This is a genomic window from Lelliottia sp. F153, assembly GCF_002870005.1.
In the GTDB taxonomy this organism is placed as follows: domain Bacteria; phylum Pseudomonadota; class Gammaproteobacteria; order Enterobacterales; family Enterobacteriaceae; genus Enterobacter; species Enterobacter nimipressuralis.
The window spans coordinates 282,096-306,771 of the sequence record NZ_PKFT01000002.1; the positions used below are offsets into that span (position 1 = coordinate 282,096).

Genomic DNA, 24,676 nt, shown 5'->3' on the forward strand with positions numbered 1-24,676 from the left:
CTCAATTACATACCCGACTCCGCACAGGCAAACGGGTAGCGCTTTACGGGCAATGACACACCATCTTCACCCGCGACCATGCGCGGGTATTTCGGGAAAACAGATCCAATGGCTATGTTCACACCTTCATTCTCTGGGATTAAAGGGCGCGCGCTCTTTTCACTGCTGTTCCTCGCGCCACTGGCGCAGGCGGCTGACAGCACCACCGCGAAAGACGGCGAAACGCTGACCGTCACCGCCGATCCTTCCGCGAAAACCGATGCCACTAACGGCTATCAGCCGCTGAACACCTCCACCGCCACGCTCACGACTATGCCGATGCTGGACATCCCGCAGGTGGTCAATACCGTGAGCGATCAGGTGCTGGAAGATCAGCACGCCACTACGCTCGACGAAGCGCTGTATAACGTCAGCAACGTGGTGCAAACCAACACCCTTGGCGGGACGCAGGATGCGTTTGTGCGCCGTGGTTTTGGCGCAAACCGTGACGGGTCGATCATGACCAACGGCCTGCGCACCGTGCTGCCGCGCAGCTTTAATGCCTCGACGGAGCGCGTCGAAGTGCTGAAAGGCCCGGCGTCGACGCTGTACGGGATCCTCGATCCAGGCGGGCTGATTAACGTGGTGACGAAGCGCCCGGAAAGAGAGTTCGGCGGTTCGATCTCGGCGACCTCCACCAGCTTTGGCGGCGGCACCGGACAGCTCGATGTGACCGGCCCAATTGAAGGCACACGTCTGGCGTATCGCCTGACGGGTGAGTATCAGAAAGAGGATTACTGGCGTAATTTCGGCAAAGAGCGCAGCACCTTTATCGCACCGTCTCTGACCTGGTTTGGCGATGATGCTACCGTCACGGTGCTCTATTCGCATCGCGATTATCAGACGCCATTCGATCGCGGAACGATCTTCGATTTAACGACCAAACAGCCGGTCGATGTGGATCGCAAGACGCGCTTTGACGAACCGTTCAACATTACCGACGGTGAATCCGATCTAGCCCAGCTGAACGCGGAGTACCGCCTCAACAGTCAGTGGACCGCCAAATTCGACTACAGCTTTAGCCAGGATAAATACACGGATAACCAGGCGCGCGTGATGGCCTACGATTCCGCCACCGGCAATCTGACCCGCCGCGTGGACGCCACGCAAGGCTCGACTCAGCGCATGCACTCCACGCGTGCGGATCTGCAGGGGAACGTGGATATTGCCGGGTTTTACAATGAGATCCTGACCGGCGTCTCTTATGAGAATTACGATCTGCTGCGCACGGATATGATCCGCTGTAAGAACGTTAAAGATTTCAATATCTACAACCCGTCCTACGGCAATCTGAGCAAATGTACGACCGTGTCGGCGTCGGACAGCGATCAGACCATCAAGCAGGAGAGCTATTCCGCCTACGTGCAGGATGCCCTCTATCTGACGGATAAATGGATCGCCGTCACCGGCCTGCGCTATCAGTCCTACACGCAGTATGCGGGGAAAGGCCGTCCGTTTAACGTCAATACCGACAGCCGCGATGACCAGTGGACGCCGAAAGCGGGGCTGGTTTACAAGCTCACGCCGTCGGTGTCGCTGTTCGCCAACTACTCGCAGACGTTTATGCCGCAGTCGTCTATCGCCAGCTACATTGGTAACCTGCCGCCGGAAACATCCAATGCCTACGAAGTGGGCGCGAAGTTTGACCTGTTCGACGGGATTACTGCCAATATCGCGCTGTTTGATATCCATAAACGCAACGTGCTTTACACCGAGAGCGTCGGTGATGAGACGGTGGCGAAAACCGCCGGGCGCGTGCGTTCGCAGGGCGTGGAAGTGGATCTGGCAGGCCGGTTAACCGAGAACACGAATGTGATCGCCAGCTATGGCTACACGGACGCGAAGGTGCTGGAAGATCCGGATTACGCCGGTAAACCGCTGCCAAACGTGCCGCGTCACACAGGTTCTCTGTTCCTGACTTACGACATTAACAATGTGATCGGCGGGAATACCCTGACGCTCGGCGGCGGCGGGCATGGCGTGAGTCGTCGCTCCGCCACCAACGGCGCAGATTATTATCTGCCGGGCTACGTGGTGGCCGACGCTTTTGCAGCGTACAAACTGAAGCTGCAGTATCCGGTGACGCTCCAGCTGAACGTGAAAAACCTGTTTGATAAGACTTATTACACGTCGTCGATTGGTACCAATAACCTGGGGAACCAAATTGGCGATCCGCGTGAAGTGCAGTTTACGGTGAAGATGGATTTTTGATGTAAAAAAGCCCGGTAGCGCTACGCTTACCGGGCTTAGAATTTATTCCCACTCCCTTTCGGGGGTGAGTCAGCATGAGGACATCAGGCCTCAATATCCGCCATATCGCCTTTTTCCTGCAACCAGTTACGTCGGTCTTCGGAACGCTTCTTGGCTAACAGCATATCCATCATTGCGTTGGTCTGCTGCTCGTCTTCGTCGCTGATAATCAGCTGCACCAGACGACGAGTATTGGGGTCCAGCGTGGTTTCACGCAGCTGCATCGGGTTCATTTCGCCCAGCCCTTTGAAGCGCTGCACGTTAGGTTTGCCTTTCTTGCGCTTCAGCTGCTCTAGCACACCCGCTTTCTCTTCTTCCGTCAGGGCGTAATAGACCTCTTTGCCGAGGTCGATACGGTACAGCGGCGGCAGCGCAACGTGAACGTGACCGTTCTTCACCAGCGCGCGGAAGTGTTTCACAAACAGGGCGCACAGCAGCGTGGCGATGTGCAGACCATCGGAGTCCGCATCCGCGAGGATACAGATCTTGCCGTAACGCAGCTGGCTTAAGTCGTCGCTGTCCGGATCGATGCCAATCGCAACCGAGATGTCATGCACCTCCTGAGACGCCAGTACCTCATCGGAGGAGACTTCCCAGGTGTTGAGGATCTTACCCTTCAGCGGCATGATCGCCTGATATTCACGGTCGCGCGCCTGCTTGGCTGAGCCGCCCGCCGAGTCACCTTCGACGAGGAACAGTTCGGTGCGATTCAAATCCTGCGCCGTGCAGTCGGCCAGTTTACCCGGCAGCGCCGGACCGCTGGTCAGCTTTTTACGCACCACTTTCTTCGCCGCACGCATACGGCGCTGGGCGCTGGAAATCGCCATTTCAGCCAGCATTTCTGCCGTCTGAATGTTCTGGTTAAGCCACAGGCTGAAGGCGTCTTTGACCACGCCGGAGACAAAGGCCGCGCATTGGCGCGAAGAGAGACGCTCTTTGGTCTGACCGGCAAACTGTGGGTCCTGCATTTTGACCGACAGGACATACGCACAGCGATCCCAGATATCTTCCGCCGACAGCTTCACGCCGCGCGGCAGGATATTGCGGTATTCGCAGAACTCACGCATCGCATCCAGCAGCCCCTGACGCAGACCGTTGACGTGCGTACCGCCCTGCATTGTCGGGATCAGGTTGACGTAGCTTTCTGTCAGCAGCTCGCCGCCTTCGGGCAGCCACAAGAGCGCCCAGTCGACCGCTTCCGTATCACCGGAGAAGTTACCGAGGAACGGTTTTTCTGGCAGGGTTGGCAGGCCGTTAATCGCTTCGCCCAGATAGTCGTTCAGACCATCCTGATAGCACCAGCGCTGCTCGCTGCCGTTCACTTCGTCTTTGAAGGTAATTTCAACGCCAGGGCACAGCACCGCTTTCGCTTTCAGAATGTGCGTTAAGCGCGAAACGGAGAAACGTGGGCTGTCGAAGAAGCTTTCGTCGGGCCAGAAATGGACGCTGGTCCCGGTATTGCGTTTGCCGCAGGTGCCGATGACCTGCAGGTCCTGAACTTTGTCGCCGTTTTCAAAGGCGATGTTGTAGACCTGGCCGTCGCGGCGCACGGTCACTTCCACGCGCTTAGAGAGGGCGTTGACCACGGAGATCCCCACGCCGTGCAGGCCGCCGGAGAACTGGTAGTTTTTATTGGAGAACTTACCGCCCGCGTGCAGACGGCAAAGGATCAGTTCAACAGCAGGGACACCCTCTTCCGGGTGAATATCGACCGGCATACCGCGCCCGTCGTCGATCACCTCGAGGGACTGATCGGCATGCAGGATCACATCGATGCGTTTGGCATGGCCTGCCAGCGCTTCGTCCACACTGTTATCAATAACTTCCTGGCCCAGGTGGTTTGGGCGAGTGGTATCGGTGTACATCCCAGGGCGGCGGCGAACCGGCTCAAGCCCGGTGAGTACCTCAATGGCATCAGCGTTATAGGTTTGCGTCATGATTTAGCTAGCAATTCGCATTGGTTGTCAGAGGCTGTGCAGCCCAAGAAAATCGACAATCTGGGTGAAATGATTCTCAAAGTCCGTGAAAGCATGGTTTCCGCCTTCTTCTACAGTCTGGCGGCAAGAGGCGTAATACGCCACCGCCTGGCGGTAATCCAGCACTTCATCACCCGTCTGTTGCAGCAGCCAGAGGAGATCCGGCGCGTCAAGCGGGTCTATTTGCATCACTTTGAGGTCGTAAATATGGCGAGACTCTAGCACATATTGCTGCCCGGTGTAGGGGTTCTCGTTCTGGCCGAGAAAGTCCGTCAACAGCTCAAACGGGCGTACCGCCGGGTTGACGACGACCGCTGGCAGCATAAAGCATTGGGACAACCAGGTGGCGTAATAGCCGCCGAGCGACGAGCCGACAACGCCGAAGGATTCGCCGCCGTGTTCCATCACGATGGACTCCAGCATCTCTGCCGCATCCGCTGGATACGGCGGCAGCTGCGGGACAATCATCTCGATATGCGGATGATGTTCGCTGAGCCACTGGCGAAACTGGGTCGCCTTCGCGGAACGCGGCGAGCTGTTAAACCCATGCAGATAAAGGAGCGTAGACATCAGTATCCTTCTGAAGCAGTGTCAGGACGGAACTGTGCCCCTTCCAGACGACACACTTCCGTGGTCAGCCGGCCATCCGCATGGAGTTCCAGCCAGCGCCATCCCGGCGCGATGGTATCTAAGGTGAAGTTGGCGCAGTGCGGTTTAAACTGCACGCAGGTCGACGGCGTCGCCAGCAGACGGCGGCCATTCCAGTCGAGATCCTGTTCCTGATGAATGTGTCCGCACAGCAGATTGTTCACATGGGGATATTTCGACAGCACGCGGTCGAGCGCGGCAGAGTTGCGCAAGCTGTGCTGATCGAGCCAGCTGCATCCCGCCGGGAGCGGATGGTGATGCAGCAACAGCAGGGTATGGCGTTCAGGTGCGTCAATGAGTTTGCTTTCGAGCCACTCCAGCTGGAAATCGCTCAGCTCGCCGTGCGGCACGCCGAAGACCTGGGTATCCAGCAGCAGAATTTGCCAGTGATCGCCCACGAACACACGCTTGGCCGGTGAAATACCCGCGTCCTGAAGCGCGCTGTACATAGCGGGCTGAAAGTCATGATTACCCGGTAACCAGACGCAAGGCACGCTGAAGCTCGCGATCCCTGTAGCAAAATGCTGATAGGCCGCGGCGCTTTGATCCTGTGCCAAATCCCCCGTCGCAACGATCAAATCACAGTCGCGATTTTCGAGGTGAATGGCATCAAGTACAGCCTGATAACTCTCCCAGGTATTCACACCCAGCAGCGTTTCATGCTTTTCGGCGAACAGGTGAGTATCAGTAATTTGTAATATCCTGACTGGCGCCCCACCAGCAACAGTCAGGTTCAACAGGCTTTCCAAATGGTGTCCTTAGGTAGGTTTATGACGCTAACAAACCGGAATCGCCATTGCTCCATGTGCTAAACAATATCTTAGCCAGTCAGCTAAAAACTGGTTAATTTGATGCTTTTCGTCGCGTTGATGCAACTTTTTATTAGGATAATCATATCGCGCTTTGAAGCGAAAGATCTGCTGACTCGAACACACTTCAGCCACCATCGCGTCGTGATAAAGCCTGACGGTCATCGACGGCAGGCTCCAGTAGCTGACGGACGGCGCCGTTTGTTTAATCTCGACCAGCGTAGTGTAGCGAGTGGATTCCACAATCGTTAATCGATATTGCGCATTGCTCACCTGATAGCTCACCGTTTCGCCGGCCGCATCGGTGCGCGGCAACAGGCGACGTAATTGTGCGAAGTTGGTCTCGCACAGACGCATCATTTCTGGGAAGTCAGGTGTATAACGCTTCATTTTTTCCACTCTTTTCGTAAGTCTTGATAATGCAGCTGTAGCCATTGCAAAGCGATGACAGACGCTGCGTTGTCGATTTTCCCCTCATCGACCCATTGATAAGCCTGCTCCCGACTCACCACATGAACACGAATATCTTCGTTTTCATCTGCCAGACCGTGAATACCTTGTGCGGTCGTGGCGTCCACTTCACCCACCAGAATGGAAGAGCGCTCGGTGGTGCCACCTGGGCTTGCCAGGTAGCTCAGCACCGGTTTGGTCCGGCCGACAATCAGCCCGGCTTCCTCCTGCGCCTCGCGGCGGGCGACCTCTTCCGGCGTTTCGCCCTCTTCGATCATTCCCGCGACGATCTCCAGCAGCCATGGGCTTTCGCTGGTATCCAGCGCGGCAATCCGGATCTGTTCAATCAATACCACTTCGTCACGCACTGGGTCAAAGGGTAGCAAGACTGCGGCATGCCCGCGCTCAAAAATTTCACGTCGAACTTCGCCACTCATTTCACCGTTAAACAGGCGATGCCTAAAACGGTAAAGTTCCAGTGAAAAAAAACCGCTATAAAGCGTTTCCCGTGCAATAATTTCTACATCGTTTTTAGAGAGCGTCACTGGCAACTTATCTGGTTTTTGCATGGCGATATCCTGGTCACAATTGTGTTGAAATCATGAATTTCAAGGCTGTTTGGCTGCCGTTTGACAGGCTATATGATAGATTGGTGCAAATTACCGCCAGATGGCACGTAACGCCAACCTTTTGGCGTGGATGATTCTGTTAGAATCGGCAATTATTTTTAATTAGATCAGCGCTAATACTGCTTCACAACAAGGAATGCAAATGAAGAAATTGCTCCCCATCCTTATCGGCCTGAGCCTGACGGGCTTCAGCGCGATGAGCCAGGCAGAAAACCTGTTACAGGTTTATCAGCAAGCACGTCTGGGTAACCCTGAGCTGCGTAAGTCAGCCGCCGACCGTGATGCTGCGTTCGAAAAGATTAATGAAGCACGTAGCCCGCTGCTGCCGCAATTGGGTTTAGGTGCAGATTATACCTACAGCAATGGATTCCGTGACAGCAACGGTGTGAACTCCAATGTCACCAGCGCCTCACTGCAATTAACGCAGACCTTGTTTGATATGTCCAAATGGCGTGCCCTCTCCTTGCAGGAAAAGAGCGCCGGTATTCAGGACGTAACCTATCAGACCGATCAGCAAACGCTGATCCTGAACACCGCTACCGCTTACTTCAACGTACTGAGCGCGATCGACTCGCTCTCCTACACCGAAGCGCAGAAACAGGCGATTTACCGTCAGTTGGACCAAACCACCCAGCGTTTCAACGTGGGCCTGGTCGCCATCACTGACGTGCAGAACGCCCGTTCGCAGTACGACAGCGTGCTGGCGAACGAAGTAACTGCCCGTAACAACCTCGACAACGCACTCGAATCTCTGCGTCAGGTGACCGGCAATTACTACCCAGAGCTGGCGTCTCTGAACGTTGATAACTTCAAGACTGACAAACCGCAGGCGGTTAACGCCCTGCTGAAAGAAGCTGAAAACCGTAACCTGGCGCTGCTGCAGGCTCGTCTGAGCCAAGATCTGGCGCGCGAGCAAATCCGCCAGGCGCAGGATGGTCATCTGCCAACCGTGGGGCTGACCGCATCGACGGGTGTTTCTGATACTACCTACAGTGGCTCAAAAACCAACACCACCCAATTCGATGACAGCAACCAGGGACAGAATAAAATCGGCCTGAACTTCTCTTTGCCTCTGTACCAGGGCGGCATGGTGAACTCTCAGGTGAAACAGGCACAGTACAACTTTGTTGGCGCAAGCGAGCAGCTTGAAAGCGCGCACCGCAATGTGGTTCAGACCGTTCGTTCTTCCTTTAACAACGTGAACGCCTCCATCAGCAGCATCAACGCTTACAAACAGGCCGTTGTGTCTGCGCAAAGCTCCCTGGATGCGATGGAAGCAGGTTACTCCGTCGGTACACGTACTATCGTTGATGTGCTGGATGCAACCACTACGCTGTATAACGCGAAGCAACAGCTCTCCAGCGCTCGTTATAATTACCTGATTAACCAGCTGAATATTAAATCCGCGCTGGGTACGCTGAACGAGCAGGATCTGCAAATGCTGAACAGCACGCTGGGTAAACCGGTTTCAACAACGCCTGAAAGCGTTGCCCCGGAAAACCCGCAGCAGGACGCCAGCGCTGATGGCTACAATGCCAACAGCACCGCCCCTGCCGCTGAGCCAGCCGCGGCGCGGACCACCACAACAAATAGCACCGGAAACAACCCGTTCCGTAACTAATTGTTGAATAATCCCTCTCCCTTTCGGGAGAGGGTCACATTTGAACGTAAGCCAACGTAAAGATCCCCCCGAATCCCCCTCTGCGCTTCATTTTCGACCACTCATCCTCTATCCTGAGCCTTATTTACTTCGTTCTACCACTGGGTCCTGGAAGACAAAATGAAACGGACAAAAACGATCAATCACGCTTCGTTCCGCAAAAACTGGAACGCACGCCATCTCACCCCTGTCGCCCTGGCGTTCACCGCCGTATTTATGCTGGCAGGCTGTGAGCAATCCGATGAAACAGTCTCGATGTATCAGAATGCCGATGACTGCTCGTCAGCCACCGGTAAAAGCGCGGAATGTACCACTGCCTATAATAATGCTCTGAAAGAAGCAGAACGTACTGCGCCGAAATACGCCACCCGTGAAGACTGTATCGCCGAGTTCGGTGAAGGTCAGTGCCAGCAGGCACCGGCTCAGGCTGGCATGGCACCTGAAAACCAGGCGCAGGCCCAGTCCAGCGGCAGCTTCTGGATGCCGCTGATGGCAGGCTACATGATGGGCCGCATGATGGGCGGTGGAATGGGCTTCCAGCAGCAGCCGCTGTTCAGCTCCAAAAATCCATCCAGCCCGGCCTACGGTAAATACACCGATGCGAGCGGCAAAAACTACGGCGCAGCGACGCCAGGCCGTTCGATGACGGTTCCGAAAACCGCGATGGCGCCAAAACCTGCGACCACCAGCACCGTGACGCGCGGTGGCTTTGGCGACTCCGTGGCGAAACAAGCGACCATGCAGCGTAGCGCGACAGGTTCCACCACGCGCTCAATGGGCGGCTGATAATGGAACGAGTCAGTATTGTCGAGCGCCCGGACTGGCGCGAAAAAGCCACCGAATATGGTTTCAACTTCCACACCATGTACGGCGAACCGTACTGGTGTGAAGATGCCTATTACAAGCTCACCCTCGCCCAAGTCGAAAAACTGGAAGAGGTGACTGCCGAACTGCACCAGATGTGCCTCAAGGTGGTGGAAAAGGTGGTTGCCAGCGATGAGCTGATGACCAAATTCCGCATTCCAAAGCATACCTGGGGTTTTGTACGTCACGCCTGGCAGACCCACCAGCCTTCGCTCTATTCACGCCTCGATCTGGCGTGGGACGGCGTAAGCGATCCTAAGCTGCTGGAAAATAACGCCGATACGCCAACCTCGCTGTACGAAGCAGCGTTCTTCCAGTGGATCTGGCTTGAAGATCAGGCGGCGGCGGGCAATCTGCCGGAAGGCAGCGATCAGTTCAACTCCTTGCAGGAAAAATTGATCGAGCGCTTCGCTGAACTGCGCGAGCAGCACGGATTTAATTATCTGCATCTGGCCTGCTGTCGCGATACCGTTGAAGATCGCGGGACCGTGCAATATCTGCAGGACTGCGCAGCCGAAGCGGAAGTGGCCACTGAGTTCCTGTATATCGAAGATATCGGTTTAGGCGAGCGCGGCCAGTTTACGGATACGCAGGACCAGGTGATTAGCAATCTGTTCAAGCTCTATCCGTGGGAATACATGCTGCGCGAAGTGTTCTCCACCAAGCTGGAAGACGCGGGCGTGCGCTGGCTGGAACCGGCCTGGAAGAGCATTATCTCTAACAAAGCGCTGCTGCCGATGCTGTGGGAGATGTTCCCGAACCACCCTAACCTGCTGCCGGCGTATTTCGCCGAAGATGATTATCCGCCGATGGATAAATACGTCATTAAGCCGATCTTCTCCCGCGAAGGGGCGAACGTTTCCATTATTGAAAACGGTAAAACCCTCGAAGCGGCGGAAGGCCCGTACGGCGAAGAAGGAATGATCGTGCAGGAGTTCTATCCGCTGCCGAAATTTGGCGACAGCTATGTGCTGATTGGCAGCTGGCTTATCAACGATCAGCCTGCGGGGATTGGGATTCGCGAAGATCGCGCGTTGATCACCCAGGATCTGTCGCGCTTCTATCCGCATATTTTTGTGGAGTGATGGATTTGCCGGGTAGTGGCTTCGCCTTACCCGGCCTGCAAAATCGCACGAACCTGAAGCCCGGTAAGCGCAGCGCTACCGGGCTTTTCGTTAGCCAATTTGCACCGACAGCATACTCAAACTGCCCATCTCGATGCCCTCCACCGGCACGGTCACCGGTTCGCTGCCGTCCCACGCGCCCAGCACGTACAGCAGCGGCAGGAAGTGCTCCGCCGTTGGATTAGAGAGCGAACCGCCCTCGTGATCCAGATAGTTCACCAGCGGATGTTCTTCCGCAGGTCCTTGCCAGGTGAGATTGGCTTTTACAAAATCATTGAACGACGTGGCCCATGGGTATGGCGTGTTTTCGCCGTGCCAGCGGGCCGTGCGCAGGTTGTGCACCACGTTACCGCTCGCCACCAGCATGATGCCTTCATCGCGCAGTTTTGCCAGCTTGCGCCCGATTTCAAGGTGCCACGCCGCCGGTTTGGTGCTGTCGATGCTCAGCTGCACCATGGGGATATCGGCATCCGGATACATTTTGATCAGCACGCCCCAGGAGCCATGGTCGAAGCCCCAGGCCTCTTTATCCAGCGTCACCGGAACAGGCGCCAGCAACTCCACCAGCTGTTGTGCCAGCGCTGGCGAACCCGGTGCAGGGTAATGGGTGTCATACAGCGCCTGCGGGAAGCCGCCAAAATCATGAATGGTTTTCGGTGCTTCCATGGCCGTGACGCCGGTGCCGCGCGTAAACCAGTGTGCAGAGATCACCACGATGGCCTTCGGACGCGGCAACGTCTCGCCCAGGTGACGCCAGGCACGCGTATAGACGTTATCTTCCAGAACGTTCATCGGACTACCGTGGCCCAAAAACAGTGCTGGCATACGAGAAGAAGTCATGGTGATATCCTTACATAGGGTGTTTATTTAATGTCACTACATTACCCGCTATCTGCACAACAAGAACTCAGATAAGCGTGATGAAGATCTTCAGAAAATTTGAATGTAAGAAATATGTAAAGCCGGGAATGCCCTCTCGCTTTGCAGCAGATTAGTCATTAACATTAATGAGAATCATTATCACAAGGAGCATTGAATGTCAGTACCCTTGATTCTGACGATACTTGCGGGTGCCGCCACCTTCATCGGTGCCATTCTTGGCGTGCTCGGACAAAAGCCTTCGAACCGCGTGCTGGCGTTTTCTCTCGGCTTTGCCGCCGGGATTATGCTGCTGATCTCCCTGATGGAGATGCTGCCTGCGGCACTCGGCACCGAAGGGATGTCGCCGGTTCTCGGCTACGGCATGTTTGTCGTGGGCCTGCTGGGGTATTTCGGTCTCGACCGGATGTTACCCCATGCGCATCCGCAGGATCTGATGCAGAAAAGCGTCAAACCGTCGCATGGCAACATCAAACGCACGGCCATTTTGCTCACCCTCGGCATCAGTCTGCACAACTTCCCTGAAGGTGTCGCCACCTACGTGACGGCGAGCAATAACCTTGAGCTGGGCTTTGGGATTGCGCTGGCGGTGGCGTTGCACAATATTCCTGAAGGACTGGCCGTCGCTGGCCCGGTTTACGCTGCGACAGGCTCAAAACGCACGGCGGTTTTTTGGGCCGGGATTTCGGGTCTGGCGGAGATATTAGGCGGCGTGCTGGCGTGGCTGATTCTGGGCAGCATGATCTCCCCGGTGGTAATGGCCGCAATTATGGCTGCGGTGGCGGGGATTATGGTCGCGCTGTCCGTAGACGAACTGATGCCGCTGGCGAAAGAGATCGACCCTAACAATAATCCCAGCTACGGCGTGCTATGTGGAATGTCGGTGATGGGATTAAGTCTGGTACTGCTGCAAACAGCAGGAATTGGATAAAAAAAAACGCCGGGATAACCCGGCGTTTTTTATTTAGCTGGCTTTACGTTCATGCGCCTGGCGGTAGGCCACCAGATCTTCGATGGTCACCACAGCCATATTGTGTTTCTTCGCAAACTCGATGCACTCCGGCGCACGCGCCATGGTGCCGTCATCGTTGGTCAGTTCACACAGCACACCCGCAGATTTAAAGCCTGCCAGCGTCACCAGATCGATGGTCGCTTCAGTGTGGCCGCCGCGCGTCAACACGCCGCCCGGCTGCGCGCGCAGTGGGAAAACGTGGCCAGGACGGTTCAGGTCTGATGGCTTAGCATTATCCGCGGTGGCGGCACGCACGGTCGTCAGGCGGTCAGCAGCAGAAACGCCGGTGGTCACACCGTGCGCGGCTTCGATGGTGACGGTAAAACCGGTACCGAATGCGCTGGTGTTGTTTTCGACCATCATCGGCAGATCGAGCTGTTTACGACGTTCGTCGGTCAAACAAAGACACACGATGCCACTGCCGTGACGAATGGTCAGCGCCATCTGTTCAACGGTCATGGTTTCAGCGGCGAAAATCATATCGCCTTCGTTTTCACGGTCTTCATCATCGAGAACCATCACACCGCGATGTTCACGGAGTGCGGTAAGAGCAAGCTCTACACGGTCAGTAGAGGTGCCAAAAGCGGAAAGTAGCGTCTGATTCATGGTAAAAAAACCTCATTAAAATTATGGTTACCAGAATCAGGGCAGTCTTAGGAGCACCGCGTAAGCGGTAAAAAAATAACGTGAGCGGGCCTTGCCCGGCTTGATCGTTACTCTCTCCCATCCGGACTCTAACCGTCGGCTCCGGAATTACACCGGATCTGCTGACCTTTGAGTTTTCACCCAAAGCGCTCGCGGGCTTTCAGCGCAAGGCTGATTTACCGCCGGTGGGGAATTTCGCCCCGCCCTGAGAATAAGCGAGATAACTATAACGCTATTGATTATGCTGGGCAATGCATAAGCATCAAACAATTCTGGATTTGCATTTCATCATCCAAATTGCCTCTGCGTCGACGGCCCCCTCAACCCCCGTTCACATCGTTAATGTGACTTTGGGTGGATTTCACGCTTACCGCATCGCAAATGATTTTGTGCAAAAGATCGCGGGTAACGCGCTACAATGTTCGCTAACACCTTCTGATCAAGGGAAACGACCATGATTGACCCGAAAAAAATTGAACAAATTGCCCGTCAGGTTCATGAATCTATGCCGAAAGGTATTCGTGAGTTTGGCGATGACGTCGAGAAGAAAATCCGCCAGGTGCTGCAGTCGCAGCTGACGCGTCTTGATCTGGTGAGCCGTGAAGAGTTCGACGTGCAGACGCAAGTGCTGCTGCGCACCCGTGAAAAGCTGGCGCTGCTGGAGCAACGCCTGACCGAGCTGGAAAACCGCAGCCAGCCCGCAGAAGTGAAACCGGCACCGGCGATTCCGCCCGTCGACGAAGCATAAAAAAGCCGGGTGGCGCCTGCGCCTTACCCGGCCTGCAAATCGGAAAACAAAACGGCAACCTCAGTTGCCGTTTTTTGTATTTGCGCCCTCTCACTGTGGAGAAGGTTAAGTGAGGGCATCAGCCCGCACCAATCCCATTTTACTGGCTGTCTTTCTGGATCTTCTTAATGATGTTGGTGGTGGAACACCCGTCCTCAAAATTGAGCACCATCACTTCGCCGCCGTTGGCCCAGACCTCTTCACTCCCCGCAATCTGCTCCGGCTTATAGTCGCCGCCCTTCACCAGCAGATCCGGCAGAATGCCAGCAATCAGACGCTGTGGCGTGTCTTCTTCAAAAGAGACCACCCAGTCGACCGCTTCCAGCGCGCCGAGCACAATCATGCGCTGCTCCAGTGGGTTCACCGGACGCGTTTCGCCCTTCAGACGTTTGGTAGACGCATCGCTGTTCACCGCGACAATCAGACGATCGCCAAGCTTACGCGCATTCGCCAGATACGAAACGTGGCCGGCGTGCAGAATGTCGAAGACGCCGTTGGTCATGACCACTTTCTCGCCGCGCTTGCGCGCCGCAGCCACCGCAGTTTTCAGTTCGTCTTCGCTCATCACGCCAAAACCGGTATCCGCACGTCCGCGTACCGCATTTTCCAGCTCGATCGGCGAAACGGTAGACGTCCCCAGTTTACCGACCACGACGCCTGCCGCCGCGTTGGCAAAGTAGCAAGCCTCTTCCAGTGAATTGCCCGCCGCCAGCGTCGCCGCCAGCACGCCAATCACCGTATCGCCTGCACCGGTCACGTCGTACACTTCCTGCGCCTGCGTCGGCATATGCAGCGGCGCTTTGCCCGGCTGCAGCAGCGTCATACCCTGCTCAGAGCGGGTCACCAGCAGAGCGGAGAAGTCGAAATCGGCGATGATTTTCATCCCGCGCTCCACGATCTCTTCTTCGTTTTTGCATTTGCCCGCCACCGCTTCAAATTCGGATAGGTTAGGCGTCAGCAGCGTCGCGCCGCGATAGCGTTCAAAATCGGTCCCTTTCGGGTCGATCAGCACCGGCACACCCGCTTTACGCGCCAGCTGAATCATCTGCTGTACGCTGGCGAGCGCACCTTTAGCGTAGTCAGACAGCACCAGGGCGCCGATATTGCCCAGTGCCTGCGCGATACGTTCGTGCAGCGGCTCAGGATCAACACCTTCAAAACCTTCTTCAAAGTCGAGGCGGATCAGTTGCTGGTTGCGGGACAGCACGCGCAGTTTGGTGATGGTTGGATGCGTTGGCACAGAAACGAAATCACACTTCACATTCACGTCGGCCAGCGTTTTGCTGAGCGCGCGTGCCGCATCGTCAATACCGGTTAGCCCTACCAGACGCGAATGCGCGCCGAGAGAAGCAATATTCATCGCCACGTTTGCCGCGCCGCCGGGGCGCTCTTCAATGGTATCGACTTTCACGACCGGGACCGGTGCTTCCGGGGAGATGCGGCTTGTCGGCCCGTACCAGTAGCGGTCCAGCATCACATCACCGACAACCATAACTCCAGCACGTTCAAACTCTGGCAGTGTTACTTTCATTCCTGACTCCAGAAAGATTCACAATTTGCGCGCGATAATATCACACTTGTTTTGTTACGCACGGTTCCACCAGCCACTTCTGCCAGCTGGTTCGAACGCGTTCTCGCTCAATGCTGAAACATTCCGCCGCCACATGGCCCGGCTGTTCCTGTAACGCCAGATGATGCAATTCATCGCGAAGCGTGGTGTAGGCGTGGGTCAACGCCTGCGCTTCTTGCTCATCCATAATGTCGTTTTGCGCCAGCAGTTCCAGAATGCGCACGTTATCAGACCAGCGCGTCAGCTTCGGCTTGTCGTGCGCATGACGAAGCACCAGATACTGCGTAATAAACTCGATATCGGTGATCCCGCCCTCATCGGCTTTGATATCAAAGCGATCGCGATGCTTGTTACCGAGATGGGCGCGCATCTTCTCGCGCATCTCCCGTACTTCGGTTTGCAGGGTTTCGCCCTCACGCGTTGCGGTAAGCACATCACGGCGAATGGCGTCGAACTGCGTTTTCAGTTGCGGATCGCCATAAACCACGCGGGCACGCACCAGCGCCTGATGTTCCCACGTCCAGGCTTCGTTTTGCTGATAATCCGCAAACGACTCGGTAGACGTGACCAGCATCCCCGCCGCGCCAGACGGGCGCAGGCGCGCATCCACTTCGTACAAAATCCCGGAGGAGGTGCGGGTGCTGAAGAGGTGCATAATGCGCTGCGCCAGACGCAGGTAAAACTGACGCCCGTCGATTTCGCGATCGCCATCGGTCATGACATCCACCGGGCAATCGTGCAGGAAAATCAGATCCAGATCGGAGCTGTAGCCCAGCTCCCAGCCGCCCAGTTTGCCGTAGCCGACCACGGCAAAACCCCGTCCTTCGCGATCCGCCAGATGTTTTGGCTGACCGTAGCGCACGACCATTTGGCTCCAGGCCTGCTGGACTACCGCGTCGATGATCGCTTCCGCCAGCCAGGTTAAATGGTCGCTGACTTTCATCACCGGCAGGGTGCCCGCGATATCGGCCGCCGCCACGCGCAGCATCTGGGCCTGTTTAAACTGACGCAGCGCTTCGAGCTGTTGCTCTTCGTCCTCTTCCGGCACGCGCAGCAGATACTGACGCAGTTCGTCGCGATACGCATCCATCGCTGTCGGTTGATAGAGGGTGTTAGGGTCAAGCAGCTCATCCAGCAGCAGCGGGTAGCGCGCCAGTTTGCTCGCCACCATCGGCGATGCGGCGCAGAGTGAAATTAAATGTTTGAGCGCACCGGGGAATTCACTCAGCAGCTCAAGATAGGTCGTGCGGGTGATGATGCCGGTGAGCAGCGGCGTCAGGCGCGACAACGGGATCGGCGCATCCGCCCGCGAGCAGACGTTGCTCAGCAGGTGCGGCATCAGGTGGTCGAGCACCTGTCGCCCGCGCGGGCCGATGGCGCGCTTGTTCATCTCCATGCGGAAATCGGCGATCAGCGCCACCACACGATGGCGGTCGTCGTCGCTCAAATGGGCCAATACCGGCGTGGTGTCATCTTCCTGCAGCGCATCCTGCCACAGCTCGCGCCAGTGTTCGGACAGCGTATCGTCCGGCGATTCGCTCTCGTCATCGCCAATCAAATCGTTAAAGATGCGTCGAACGCCCGCCATATGGGCGTCCAGCGTCTCCGTCAGCCCCTGCCAGTCGTCAACGCGCATGCCCCAGGCCAGCCGCGCGCGGTTCAGATCGTCGCCCGGCAGCGTCTGGGTCTGTTCGTCATTGATGCTTTGCAGCAGGTTTTCGAGGCGACGCAGATAAAGATAGGCATCGTGCAGAGTCTGCGCGTCCCCCTCCGGCAGCAGATGCAGCTGTTCGATGGCCTTCAGCGTCGGCAGCAGCGAGCGGGACTGCAGGGAAGGCTCACGCCCACCGCGAATCAGCTGGAACACCTGCACGATAAATTCGATTTCACGGATACCGCCCGCGCCGAGCTTGATATTGTCTTTCAGACCCCGGCGGCGCACCTCGCGGGCAATCATCCCTTTCATATTACGCAGGGACTGAATGACGCTGAAATCGATATAGCGGCGGAACACGAACGGGCGCAGCATGGCGCGCAATTCACTGGCGTAGATGTCGTCTTTGTCGCCCATGATCCGTGCTTTGACCATCGCGTAGCGCTCCCAGTCGCGCCCCTGCTCCTGGTAATAATCTTCCAGCGCGGCAAAGCTCAGCACCAGCGGGCCGCTATCACCGAACGGGCGCAGGCGCATATCCACGCGATAGACGAAACCGTCCTGGGTTGGCTGATCCAGGGCTTTGATCAGCCGCTGGCCGAGACGGGTGAAGAACTGCGCGTTATCCAGTTCGCGGCGGCCCCCACGGGTCGCGCCCTTTTCCGGCCAGGCGAAGATCAGGTCGATATCCGACGAGAAATTCAGCTCACCGCCGCCCAGTTTCCCCATGCCTAAAATCATCAGCGGCTGCGGCGTGCCCTCTTCACTGCACGGCGTGCCCCACTCTTTGCAGCAGGCGTCGTAGAGCCAGTCGCGCGCGGCGACAATCAGCGTTTCCGCCAGACAGCTCAACTGCTGCAGAGTGCTCTCTTCGCTCACCAGCGCCAGCGACTGCGCCCAGGCGATACGCACCATCACGCGACGGCGGAACTGGCGTAAAACGCGCATCAGCGTCGGCTCGTCTGCCACCTCTGCCAGCGCGTCGCTCAGCCACTGAGCGTAGTGCTGCCATTCGTCGGCCTGCGGCGGTGCCGCTTCCAGTTCAGCCAGCCAGTCAGGATTCGCGGTGATGCTCTCCTGCACAAAATCACTAAAAGTAAGCACTTGCTGCGCCTGCTCACTCAGTGAGGCGGCGGGTAATGACTCCGGCAGACGCGCACAAACCGTCTGCCAGTGCTGCTGAAGCTGTGAAGAAAGCGGCATCATGGGGTTCCTTGCCTGAGTTAACGTTTTCCGCTGTGCAGCCAGAACGGCTCTTGCGAAATAGCCTCGTTACGGAAATGTTCAATTTCAATACGCTGGCGCGTCTCAATGGCATGGCGAAGCCCCTGCCAGTTCTCCAGCCACGCCTGCGCTTTCGGCCCATCGTAACTTCCCGATAGCAGCAGAACGCTGTCGATATCACGGTTCAGACGTACCAGCTGATCGCTGTACTGATCGCCCAGCGGGCGGTCAAAAATGGTTTTCAGCTCGGAGTTGCTGCGGGACAAATGGGTATCCGCAAAACGCTTAAACGACTCGGCGATTTTCTTCTGGGTTTTATCATCCAGAAAACGCTGCCAGCCGCGCGTCACCAGGAATTCCGTTAACGCCAGTTTGGCGGCCGCGGTTTGCGGGCTGTAGACCGCCGTTTCGGCAGAGACATCAGTGGCCATCAGCGTTTCGGTCTGGGTCAAAAAATCACGTAAGTGAGTGCTCGCTTTACGCGGTACGACGCCGCCAAACAGCGTCAGGGTGCTGCGTACCAGGCCCATCGCCGCAATCACATGTTTTTTCGCGTCGCTCACGCCGCGTATCCACAGCTCCTCGTGGTACTGCCACTGGCTCAGGGCCAGCTCCAGCGAGGCTTCCAGGCCCTGCTCCACGCTGGATTTGGGTGCCACGTGCAGGATGGTGGTAGCTTTCACCTGACGCGGCGCATTTCCCGCCGCCAGATGGTAGCCGCGCGCGGCCTTGCTCAGGCTGCCCTGACGCAGCCCCGACTGGCCCACCAGCTTACGTGCCAGTTTGAGCACGTCGTCAGCGCTGCCTTCCAGCAGTTCAAGCTCCAGCTCGCAAATCGGTTCCTGGAACTCGCCCGCTTTCACTTCGCCCCGATCGAGGGCAATTTCGATGCGGCTTTTGCCTTCGTTCACCAGCCACTTTTCACGCCAGAAATCGGTGCTGAACAGTGGCTGAACCTGCGCTGACAGCCCGTCCGGCAGTTCACCGTTCGGCCAGACTTCCGCCGGAAGACGATTCAGCTCAAGTTCTGGCTTTTCAATGTCGATATTGTATTCAGGACGCTGATGCAAACCGCCCACCACACGCCCGGCAATTTTCATCGTCATTTCATAGCGCCCGTTCGCACCACGGATGCGCAGCCCCATATCGTGACGACGCAGCCAGTTATCCGCCGTTTCGTAATAGATATTGAGGAGTTGCACCGGCTCGTGGTGCTCGCTGGTCAGCTGATTCAGATGGTTACGCAGCGCATCAACGCTGCCCGTTTCGACGATAAATTTTAATTCGATCTCTTGTGCCATAGCCCTGTACTTTCGGTTGCGTCACAGCCGCGTCAATGAAGGCGAACTTCCTCGCCATTTGTTTGTCAGTACATAGTATTTTGCGCCAAATTGCCACGCAATGAGCAATTTGAGGGGTGTAAAAGTCTGAAGCCGTGACACAGATGATTCCGATTGCTGACGAATGCTTTGCGTGGAGACACTGTTGCCACTACTATCGTTCCACTTTTTATGAAAATAACGACTAATGATGCTTAAATTACGCCTGATTGGACTGACTTTACTTGCTTTCAGCGCCGCGACTGCGGTCCACGCTGAAGAGAAACGTTACGTTTCCGACGAATTGAACACCTGGGTACGTAGCGGCCCTGGAGATAATTATCGCCTCGTGGGTACGGTGAATGCCGGCGAGGAAGTGGTTCTGTTACAGACAAATCAGGACAGTAATTACGGTCAGGTGCGCGACAGTACCGGCCGTACGTCGTGGATCCCGCTGAAAGAGCTGAGCACCGTGCCGAGCCTGCGCACCCGCGTGCCGGATCTGGAAAATCAGGTGAAAACCCTGACCGATAAGCTGACCAATATCGACACCACCTGGAACCAGCGCACGGCTGAAATGCAGCAGAAAGTGGCCCAGAGTGACAGCGTGATCAACGGCCTGAAAGAAGAGAACCAGAAGCTTAAAAACGAGCTGATTGTGGCGCAGAAAAAAGTGAGCGCCGCCAATCTGCAGCTCGATGACAAACAGCGCACCATCATCATGCAGTGGTTTATGTATGGCGGCGGCGTGCTGGGCGTAGGTCTGGTACTCGGTCTGGTTCTGCCACATCTGATCCCAAGCCGTAAGCGTAAAGATCGCTGGATGAACTAATTCGTCTTATTCACCATACTTACGTATTATCAGGTGAAAAGAGAATTGGGGAGTTTACGGCGTGAAGATTTATCTGGTCGGTGGTGCGGTTCGTGATGCGTTGTTAGGTCTGCCGGTCAAAGATAAAGACTGGGTCGTGGTGGGCGCCACGCCAGAAGAGATGCTTAACGCGGGCTACCAGCAGGTAGGCCGCGATTTTCCTGTGTTTCTTCACCCTAAAAGCCGCGAAGAGTACGCCCTGGCACGCACGGAGCGCAAAGCCGGTTTTGGTTACACCGGTTTTACCTGCTACGCCGCGCAGGACGTTACGCTCGAGCAGGATCTGCTGCGCCGCGATCTGACGATTAACGCCCTGGCACAGGACGACGACGGTCATATCGTCGACGCCTACGGCGGCCAGAACGATCTGCACAACCGAATTTTACGCCACGTCTCCCCGGCGTTCTCTGAAGATCCGCTGCGCGTCCTGCGCGTGGCGCGCTTCGCTGCCCGTTATGCCCATTTGAGCTTCCGCATCGCCGACGAAACCATGGCCTTAATGACCGCCATGACCGACGCGGGCGAGCTGGAACATCTCACGCCGGAACGCGTCTGGAAAGAGACGGAGAACGCCCTAACCACCCGCAATCCGCAGGTCTTTTTCCAGGTGCTCCGCGACTGTGGCGCGCTGAAGGTGCTGTTCCCGGAAATCGACGCCCTGTTTGGCGTCCCGGCTCCGGCGAAGTGGCATCCGGAAATCGATACCGGCGTTCATACCCTGATGACGTTAAGCATGGCGGCGATGCTCAGCCCGGACGTGGATGTGCGTTTCGCGACGCTCTGTCACGATCTGGGCAAAGGGTTAACGCCGAAAGCGCTCTGGCCGCGCCATCACGGGCACGGCCCGGCGGGCGTCAAACTGGTAGACAATATTTGCCAGCGCCTGCGCGTGCCCAATGAGATCCGCGATCTGGCGAAGCTGGTCGCTGAATTCCACGACCTGATCCACACCTTCCCGATCCTCAAACCGGCCACCATCGTGAAGCTGTTTGACAGCATTGATGCGTGGCGAAAACCGCAGCGCGTCGAGCAGGTCGCCCTGACCAGCGAAGCGGATGTCCGTGGGCGCACCGGCTTTGAAGCCTGTGACTATCCGCAAGGACGTTTGCTGCGCGAAGCGTGGGAGATCGCCAGAGCGGTGCCGACGAAAAACGTGGTTGAAGCCGGATTTAAAGGCCCGGCAATCCGCGACGAGTTAACTAAACGGCGGATTCAGGCGGTAACGGACTGGAAGGAAACGCGTTGCCCCCAGCCAAAAGACTGAGGGCAGTGAGTGGCTTAGAAGAAGACCACGTAAACGGCCGCTGCGACGATAAAGCGGTAGATCGCAAACGGGATGAACGAGATACGTTTGATGATTTGCAGGAAGGTTTTGATCGCCACCAGCGCGACCAGGAACGCGGTCACAAAGCCCACGGCGAACATCGGAATGTCACCCACCGTCAGGAAGTGGAAGCTCTTATAGAGATCCAGCGCGGTAGCCCCCATCATCATTGGCACCGCCAGCAGGAACGAGAACTCCGACGCCGCATAGCGGCTCACGCCCATCAGCATCCCGCCGGAAATGGTCGCCCCTGAACGAGAAAAGCCCGGCCAGAGCGCCAGACACTGGAAGCAGCCGATGATAAACGCCTGGCGATAGGTCATATCGTCCAGACCCGGCGCTTTCGGCTCTTTGGGTTTCAGCAGTTCCGCCGCTATCAGCAGCACACCGCCGACCACCAGCGCATACATCACGTTAATTGGGTTAAACAGCGATTTGATCGTGTCGTGGAAAACCAGCCCCAGCACCACCGCCGGAACCATCCCAAGCAGGATGTGAATCAGCGTCAGACGCCCTTTCCCTTCGCCTTCATGCTGCGGCGGGCGGCCAAAGTGAATGCCGATAAGACCGAACAGGCGACGCCAGAACATCACCACCACGGCCAGAATGGAACCCAGCTGAATGACCACTTCAAACGTTTTTGCCGTTTCGCCTTCAAAGCCGAGCAAATGACCGACAATGATCATGTGTCCGGTACTGGAAACGGGCAAAAACTCCGTCAATCCTTCGACCACACCCAGTATTGCCGCCACCAGCAGCGAGTGTACATCGCTCATCTATTAACCCTTCTAAAAATGTAAAAAACGGCGAACCTCAATGGACGCCGTGAAAGAGACAGCTTTAAGACCGGTATAACCGAAAATGGTTTAGCGATTATGACGTTAAATCTTTGCTTTAAGATTTTTGCCACGCTCAATGATCACGCCGACGTTCGCCGCGCGCGCCACGGCACCCGGTTTGCTGAGTTTAATGCGCACCCACGGCGAATTGAAACGGCTTAACAGCAGTTCAGCCACCTCTTCCGCTACGCGCTCCACCAGCGCGAAACGTTGCCCTTCGACATGCTTCACCACCGTTTCGCTGATATCCGCATAGCTCAGGCAGTCTTTAACATCATCACTTTTTGCGGCCAGGCGGTTATCCCAGCCCATTTCGATATCGAACACCAGCTTCTGCTCGATGGTCTGTTCCCAGTCGTAAACACCAATTGTGGTGATTACCGAAAGTTGCTCTATAAATACAATATCCATCACGACCTGCCTGCTTTTTGGCTAAACCGGATACCACTTCCGGCGAATTATGCGTATTATCCACAGATGCAGAGAATACAGATACATTTTCAAAACGGAACAGCGTTATGAGTGCAATCGCGCCTGGAATGATCTTCCTCGCTTACCTTTGCGGCTCAATCTCCAGCGCCATTCTGGTCTGCCGCATCGCCGGATTGCCTGACCCTCGCGTCAGCGGTTCCGGGAATCCAGGGGCGACCAATGTATTACGAATTGGCGGCAAGGGAGCAGCCGTAGCGGTATTGATCTTTGATGTTCTGAAAGGGATGTTACCCGTCTGGGGCGCCTATGCGCTGGGCGTCACGCCGTTCTGGCTGGGGCTTATCGCCATCGCTGCCTGTCTGGGCCACATCTGGCCGATATTCTTTGGTTTTAAAGGCGGCAAAGGCGTCGCCACTGCGTTTGGCGCAATCGCCCCCATCGGCTGGGATTTAACCGGCGTGATGGCAGGCACCTGGCTGCTGAGCGTATTGTTGAGCGGCTACTCGTCGCTGGGCGCAATTGTCAGTGCGCTGATCGCCCCGTTTTATGTCTGGTGGTTTAAACCCCAGTTCACCTTCCCGGTCTCCATGCTCTCCTGCCTGATTCTCCTGCGTCATCACGACAACATTCAGCGTCTGTGGCGCCGCCAGGAAACAAAAATCTGGACCCGATTTAAGAGAAAGAAAAAAGATCCGCAGTAGTTCGGACCACGAGAATTCCAGAAACCGGCTCAGAAATGAGCCGGTTTTTTTCATCTATCCATAAGCGACTCATATGACAGGGTTCATTTCTGCCAGGGCATACTGAAGCAGAAAATGGCGAGCGGATGGATGCAGCATGTTAGCAACCCAGGTGACTGATAACGCGTATAAAGGCTGGCAGGCGTCGCTTGCGTTGCAGTTTCGCCACACCCCGCAAAAAACCGTCCTGCACTCGGCGCGACACATCGGCCCCCTTACCGTTCAGCGTCCGTTTTATCCCGAAGACGAAACCTGTCATCTCTATCTGTTGCACCCGCCCGGTGGCATTGTCGGCGGCGATTCGCTCGATATTTCAGTCCAGCTGGCAGCGAACAGCCATGCGCTGATCACCATGCCGGGTGCCAGCAAGTTTTACCGTAGCAGCGGCGCGCAGGCGCATCTTAATCAGCATTTTCATGTTGAGGAGCAGGCGACGCTTGAGTGGCTGCCGCAGGACACGATTTTTTTCCCCGGCGCTGACGCCCGGCTTCGCTCGGTGTTCCATCTGCATCACTCCAGTACCCTGCTGGCGTGGGAGCTGCTGTGCCTGGGCCGTCCGGTGATCGGTGAAACCTTCAGCCACGGCAACCTGGAAAGTCGGCTGGAGGTGTGGCTCGACGACGAACCGTTGCTCGTGGAACGTCAGCACCTGCGCGATGGCGATCTCACGCCGGTGGCGGCTCATCCGTGGACAGGCACCCTGCTCTGTTATCCGGCAAACGAAGCTCTGCTGGACGGCGTGCGCGAACGGCTGGCAGCGCTTGGTAATTTTGCCGGAGCAACGCTCACCGATGGCCTGCTGTCGGTGCGTTTTCTCTCTCACGACAACCTGATTTGCCAGCAGGCGATGCGCGACATCTGGCAATACCTGCGACCACAGGTTACCGCTAAAGCGCCTCACGCCCCCCGAATCTGGCAGACCTAAGAGAAT

Annotated in this window: 22 protein-coding genes and 1 riboswitch; of the genes, 10 read left to right on the plus strand and 12 right to left on the minus strand. The window is 56.5% G+C overall.

The window, feature by feature from the left end:
• The first annotated feature begins 108 nt into the window (after positions 1-108).
• Positions 109-2,250, plus strand: a complete 2,142-nt coding sequence (locus F153LOC_RS08410; RefSeq protein WP_102104783.1) for a TonB-dependent siderophore receptor — start codon at positions 109-111, stop codon at positions 2,248-2,250.
• Positions 2,251-2,333: 83 nt separating this feature from the next.
• Here the strand turns inward: F153LOC_RS08410 and parE are convergent, their stop codons facing one another.
• From parE to nudF, 5 genes are read right to left on the minus strand one after another with little or no spacing between them, the layout of a single operon-like run.
• On the minus strand, positions 2,334-4,226 hold the full coding sequence (gene parE / locus F153LOC_RS08415; protein WP_102104784.1) for a DNA topoisomerase IV subunit B: 1,893 nt from the start codon (positions 4,224-4,226) through the stop codon (positions 2,334-2,336).
• Positions 4,227-4,253: 27 nt separating this feature from the next.
• On the minus strand, positions 4,254-4,835 hold the full coding sequence (yqiA, locus tag F153LOC_RS08420; protein ID WP_102104785.1) for an esterase YqiA: 582 nt from the start codon (positions 4,833-4,835) through the stop codon (positions 4,254-4,256).
• Entirely contained in the window at positions 4,835-5,662 is an 828-nt protein-coding gene (gene cpdA, locus F153LOC_RS08425) for a 3',5'-cyclic-AMP phosphodiesterase (RefSeq protein WP_100778895.1), read from the minus strand. The genes yqiA and cpdA overlap by 1 nt, the downstream gene beginning before the upstream one ends.
• A 27-nt stretch (positions 5,663-5,689) precedes the next feature.
• A complete protein-coding gene (locus F153LOC_RS08430) occupies positions 5,690-6,112 on the minus strand; it encodes a DUF1249 family protein (RefSeq protein WP_102104786.1) in 423 nt (140 codons plus the stop codon).
• Positions 6,109-6,741, minus strand: coding sequence for an ADP-ribose diphosphatase (gene nudF, locus F153LOC_RS08435; RefSeq protein WP_102104787.1), 633 nt, complete (start codon positions 6,739-6,741; stop codon positions 6,109-6,111). Before nudF ends, F153LOC_RS08430 begins: the two co-directional genes overlap by 4 nt.
• Positions 6,742-6,943: 202 nt before the next feature.
• On the opposite strand from nudF, the gene tolC reads away from it, so the two are divergent.
• The 3 genes from tolC to F153LOC_RS08455 all read left to right on the plus strand — a co-directional run bounded on the left by tolC (position 6,944) and on the right by F153LOC_RS08455 (position 10,410).
• Positions 6,944-8,422, plus strand: a complete 1,479-nt coding sequence (gene tolC / locus F153LOC_RS08440) for an outer membrane channel protein TolC (RefSeq protein ID WP_102104788.1) — start codon at positions 6,944-6,946, stop codon at positions 8,420-8,422.
• A gap of 159 nt (positions 8,423-8,581) precedes the next feature.
• The gene (locus F153LOC_RS08450) at positions 8,582-9,247 is read left to right on the plus strand and encodes a DUF1190 family protein (protein ID WP_100778892.1); all 666 of its coding nucleotides are present in this window, start codon (positions 8,582-8,584) and stop codon (positions 9,245-9,247) included.
• Positions 9,248-9,249: 2 nt separating this feature from the next.
• Positions 9,250-10,410, plus strand: coding sequence for a glutathionylspermidine synthase family protein (locus tag F153LOC_RS08455; RefSeq protein WP_102104789.1), 1,161 nt, complete (start codon positions 9,250-9,252; stop codon positions 10,408-10,410).
• A 90-nt stretch (positions 10,411-10,500) separates the two neighbouring features.
• Here F153LOC_RS08455 and ygiD read toward each other — a convergent pair whose 3' ends face one another.
• Positions 10,501-11,289 carry a 4,5-DOPA dioxygenase extradiol gene (ygiD, locus tag F153LOC_RS08460; protein ID WP_102104790.1) on the minus strand — a complete coding sequence of 263 codons (789 nt, stop codon included), beginning with the start codon at positions 11,287-11,289 and terminating at the stop codon, positions 10,501-10,503.
• A gap of 196 nt (positions 11,290-11,485) precedes the next feature.
• On the opposite strand from ygiD, the gene zupT reads away from it, so the two are divergent.
• A complete protein-coding gene (zupT, locus tag F153LOC_RS08465) occupies positions 11,486-12,259 on the plus strand; it encodes a zinc transporter ZupT (RefSeq protein ID WP_100778889.1) in 774 nt (257 codons plus the stop codon).
• A 33-nt stretch (positions 12,260-12,292) separates the two neighbouring features.
• On the opposite strand, the gene ribB is transcribed toward zupT, so the two are convergent.
• A complete protein-coding gene (gene ribB, locus F153LOC_RS08470; RefSeq protein WP_095283406.1) occupies positions 12,293-12,946 on the minus strand; it encodes a 3,4-dihydroxy-2-butanone-4-phosphate synthase in 654 nt (217 codons plus the stop codon).
• Positions 12,947-13,051: 105 nt separating this feature from the next.
• Positions 13,052-13,202: riboswitch (FMN riboswitch) on the minus strand.
• A 237-nt stretch (positions 13,203-13,439) separates the two neighbouring features.
• On the opposite strand from ribB, the gene ubiK reads away from it, so the two are divergent.
• A complete protein-coding gene (gene ubiK / locus F153LOC_RS08475) occupies positions 13,440-13,733 on the plus strand; it encodes a ubiquinone biosynthesis accessory factor UbiK (RefSeq protein WP_100778888.1) in 294 nt (97 codons plus the stop codon).
• Positions 13,734-13,872: 139 nt separating this feature from the next.
• On the opposite strand, the gene hldE is transcribed toward ubiK, so the two are convergent.
• Genes hldE through F153LOC_RS08490 form a run of 3 tightly spaced genes read right to left on the minus strand, consistent with a single transcriptional unit; the run spans position 13,873 to position 19,521 of the window.
• Positions 13,873-15,303 carry a bifunctional D-glycero-beta-D-manno-heptose-7-phosphate kinase/D-glycero-beta-D-manno-heptose 1-phosphate adenylyltransferase HldE gene (gene hldE, locus F153LOC_RS08480; RefSeq protein WP_100778887.1) on the minus strand — a complete coding sequence of 477 codons (1,431 nt, stop codon included), beginning with the start codon at positions 15,301-15,303 and terminating at the stop codon, positions 13,873-13,875.
• Between the two features lie 40 nt (positions 15,304-15,343).
• A complete protein-coding gene (glnE, locus tag F153LOC_RS08485; protein ID WP_102104791.1) occupies positions 15,344-18,199 on the minus strand; it encodes a bifunctional [glutamate--ammonia ligase]-adenylyl-L-tyrosine phosphorylase/[glutamate--ammonia-ligase] adenylyltransferase in 2,856 nt (951 codons plus the stop codon).
• A 20-nt stretch (positions 18,200-18,219) separates the two neighbouring features.
• Entirely contained in the window at positions 18,220-19,521 is a 1,302-nt protein-coding gene (locus F153LOC_RS08490) for an inorganic triphosphatase (protein ID WP_102104792.1), read from the minus strand.
• A 229-nt stretch (positions 19,522-19,750) separates the two neighbouring features.
• On the opposite strand from F153LOC_RS08490, the gene F153LOC_RS08495 reads away from it, so the two are divergent.
• Both F153LOC_RS08495 and F153LOC_RS08500 read left to right on the plus strand, forming a co-directional pair.
• On the plus strand, positions 19,751-20,371 hold the full coding sequence (locus F153LOC_RS08495) for a TIGR04211 family SH3 domain-containing protein (protein WP_100780817.1): 621 nt from the start codon (positions 19,751-19,753) through the stop codon (positions 20,369-20,371).
• 61 nt (positions 20,372-20,432) lie between these two features.
• A complete protein-coding gene (locus tag F153LOC_RS08500) occupies positions 20,433-21,674 on the plus strand; it encodes a multifunctional CCA addition/repair protein (RefSeq protein ID WP_102104793.1) in 1,242 nt (413 codons plus the stop codon).
• Between the two features lie 14 nt (positions 21,675-21,688).
• Here the strand turns inward: F153LOC_RS08500 and bacA are convergent, their stop codons facing one another.
• Both bacA and folB read right to left on the minus strand, forming a co-directional pair.
• Positions 21,689-22,510 (minus strand): undecaprenyl-diphosphate phosphatase, encoded by an 822-nt coding sequence (gene bacA / locus F153LOC_RS08505; RefSeq protein ID WP_100778883.1) that lies wholly within the window; start codon positions 22,508-22,510, stop codon positions 21,689-21,691.
• 105 nt (positions 22,511-22,615) lie between these two features.
• The gene (gene folB / locus F153LOC_RS08510; RefSeq protein WP_102104794.1) at positions 22,616-22,984 is read right to left on the minus strand and encodes a bifunctional dihydroneopterin aldolase/7,8-dihydroneopterin epimerase; all 369 of its coding nucleotides are present in this window, start codon (positions 22,982-22,984) and stop codon (positions 22,616-22,618) included.
• Positions 22,985-23,091: 107 nt separating this feature from the next.
• Between folB and plsY the strand changes: the two genes are divergently transcribed.
• Together plsY and F153LOC_RS08520 are read left to right on the plus strand one after the other, a co-directional pair.
• On the plus strand, positions 23,092-23,706 hold the full coding sequence (plsY, locus tag F153LOC_RS08515; RefSeq protein WP_100778881.1) for a glycerol-3-phosphate 1-O-acyltransferase PlsY: 615 nt from the start codon (positions 23,092-23,094) through the stop codon (positions 23,704-23,706).
• Between the two features lie 136 nt (positions 23,707-23,842).
• Positions 23,843-24,670 carry an urease accessory protein UreD gene (locus F153LOC_RS08520; protein ID WP_102104795.1) on the plus strand — a complete coding sequence of 276 codons (828 nt, stop codon included), beginning with the start codon at positions 23,843-23,845 and terminating at the stop codon, positions 24,668-24,670.
• Positions 24,671-24,676: the final 6 nt, after the last annotated feature.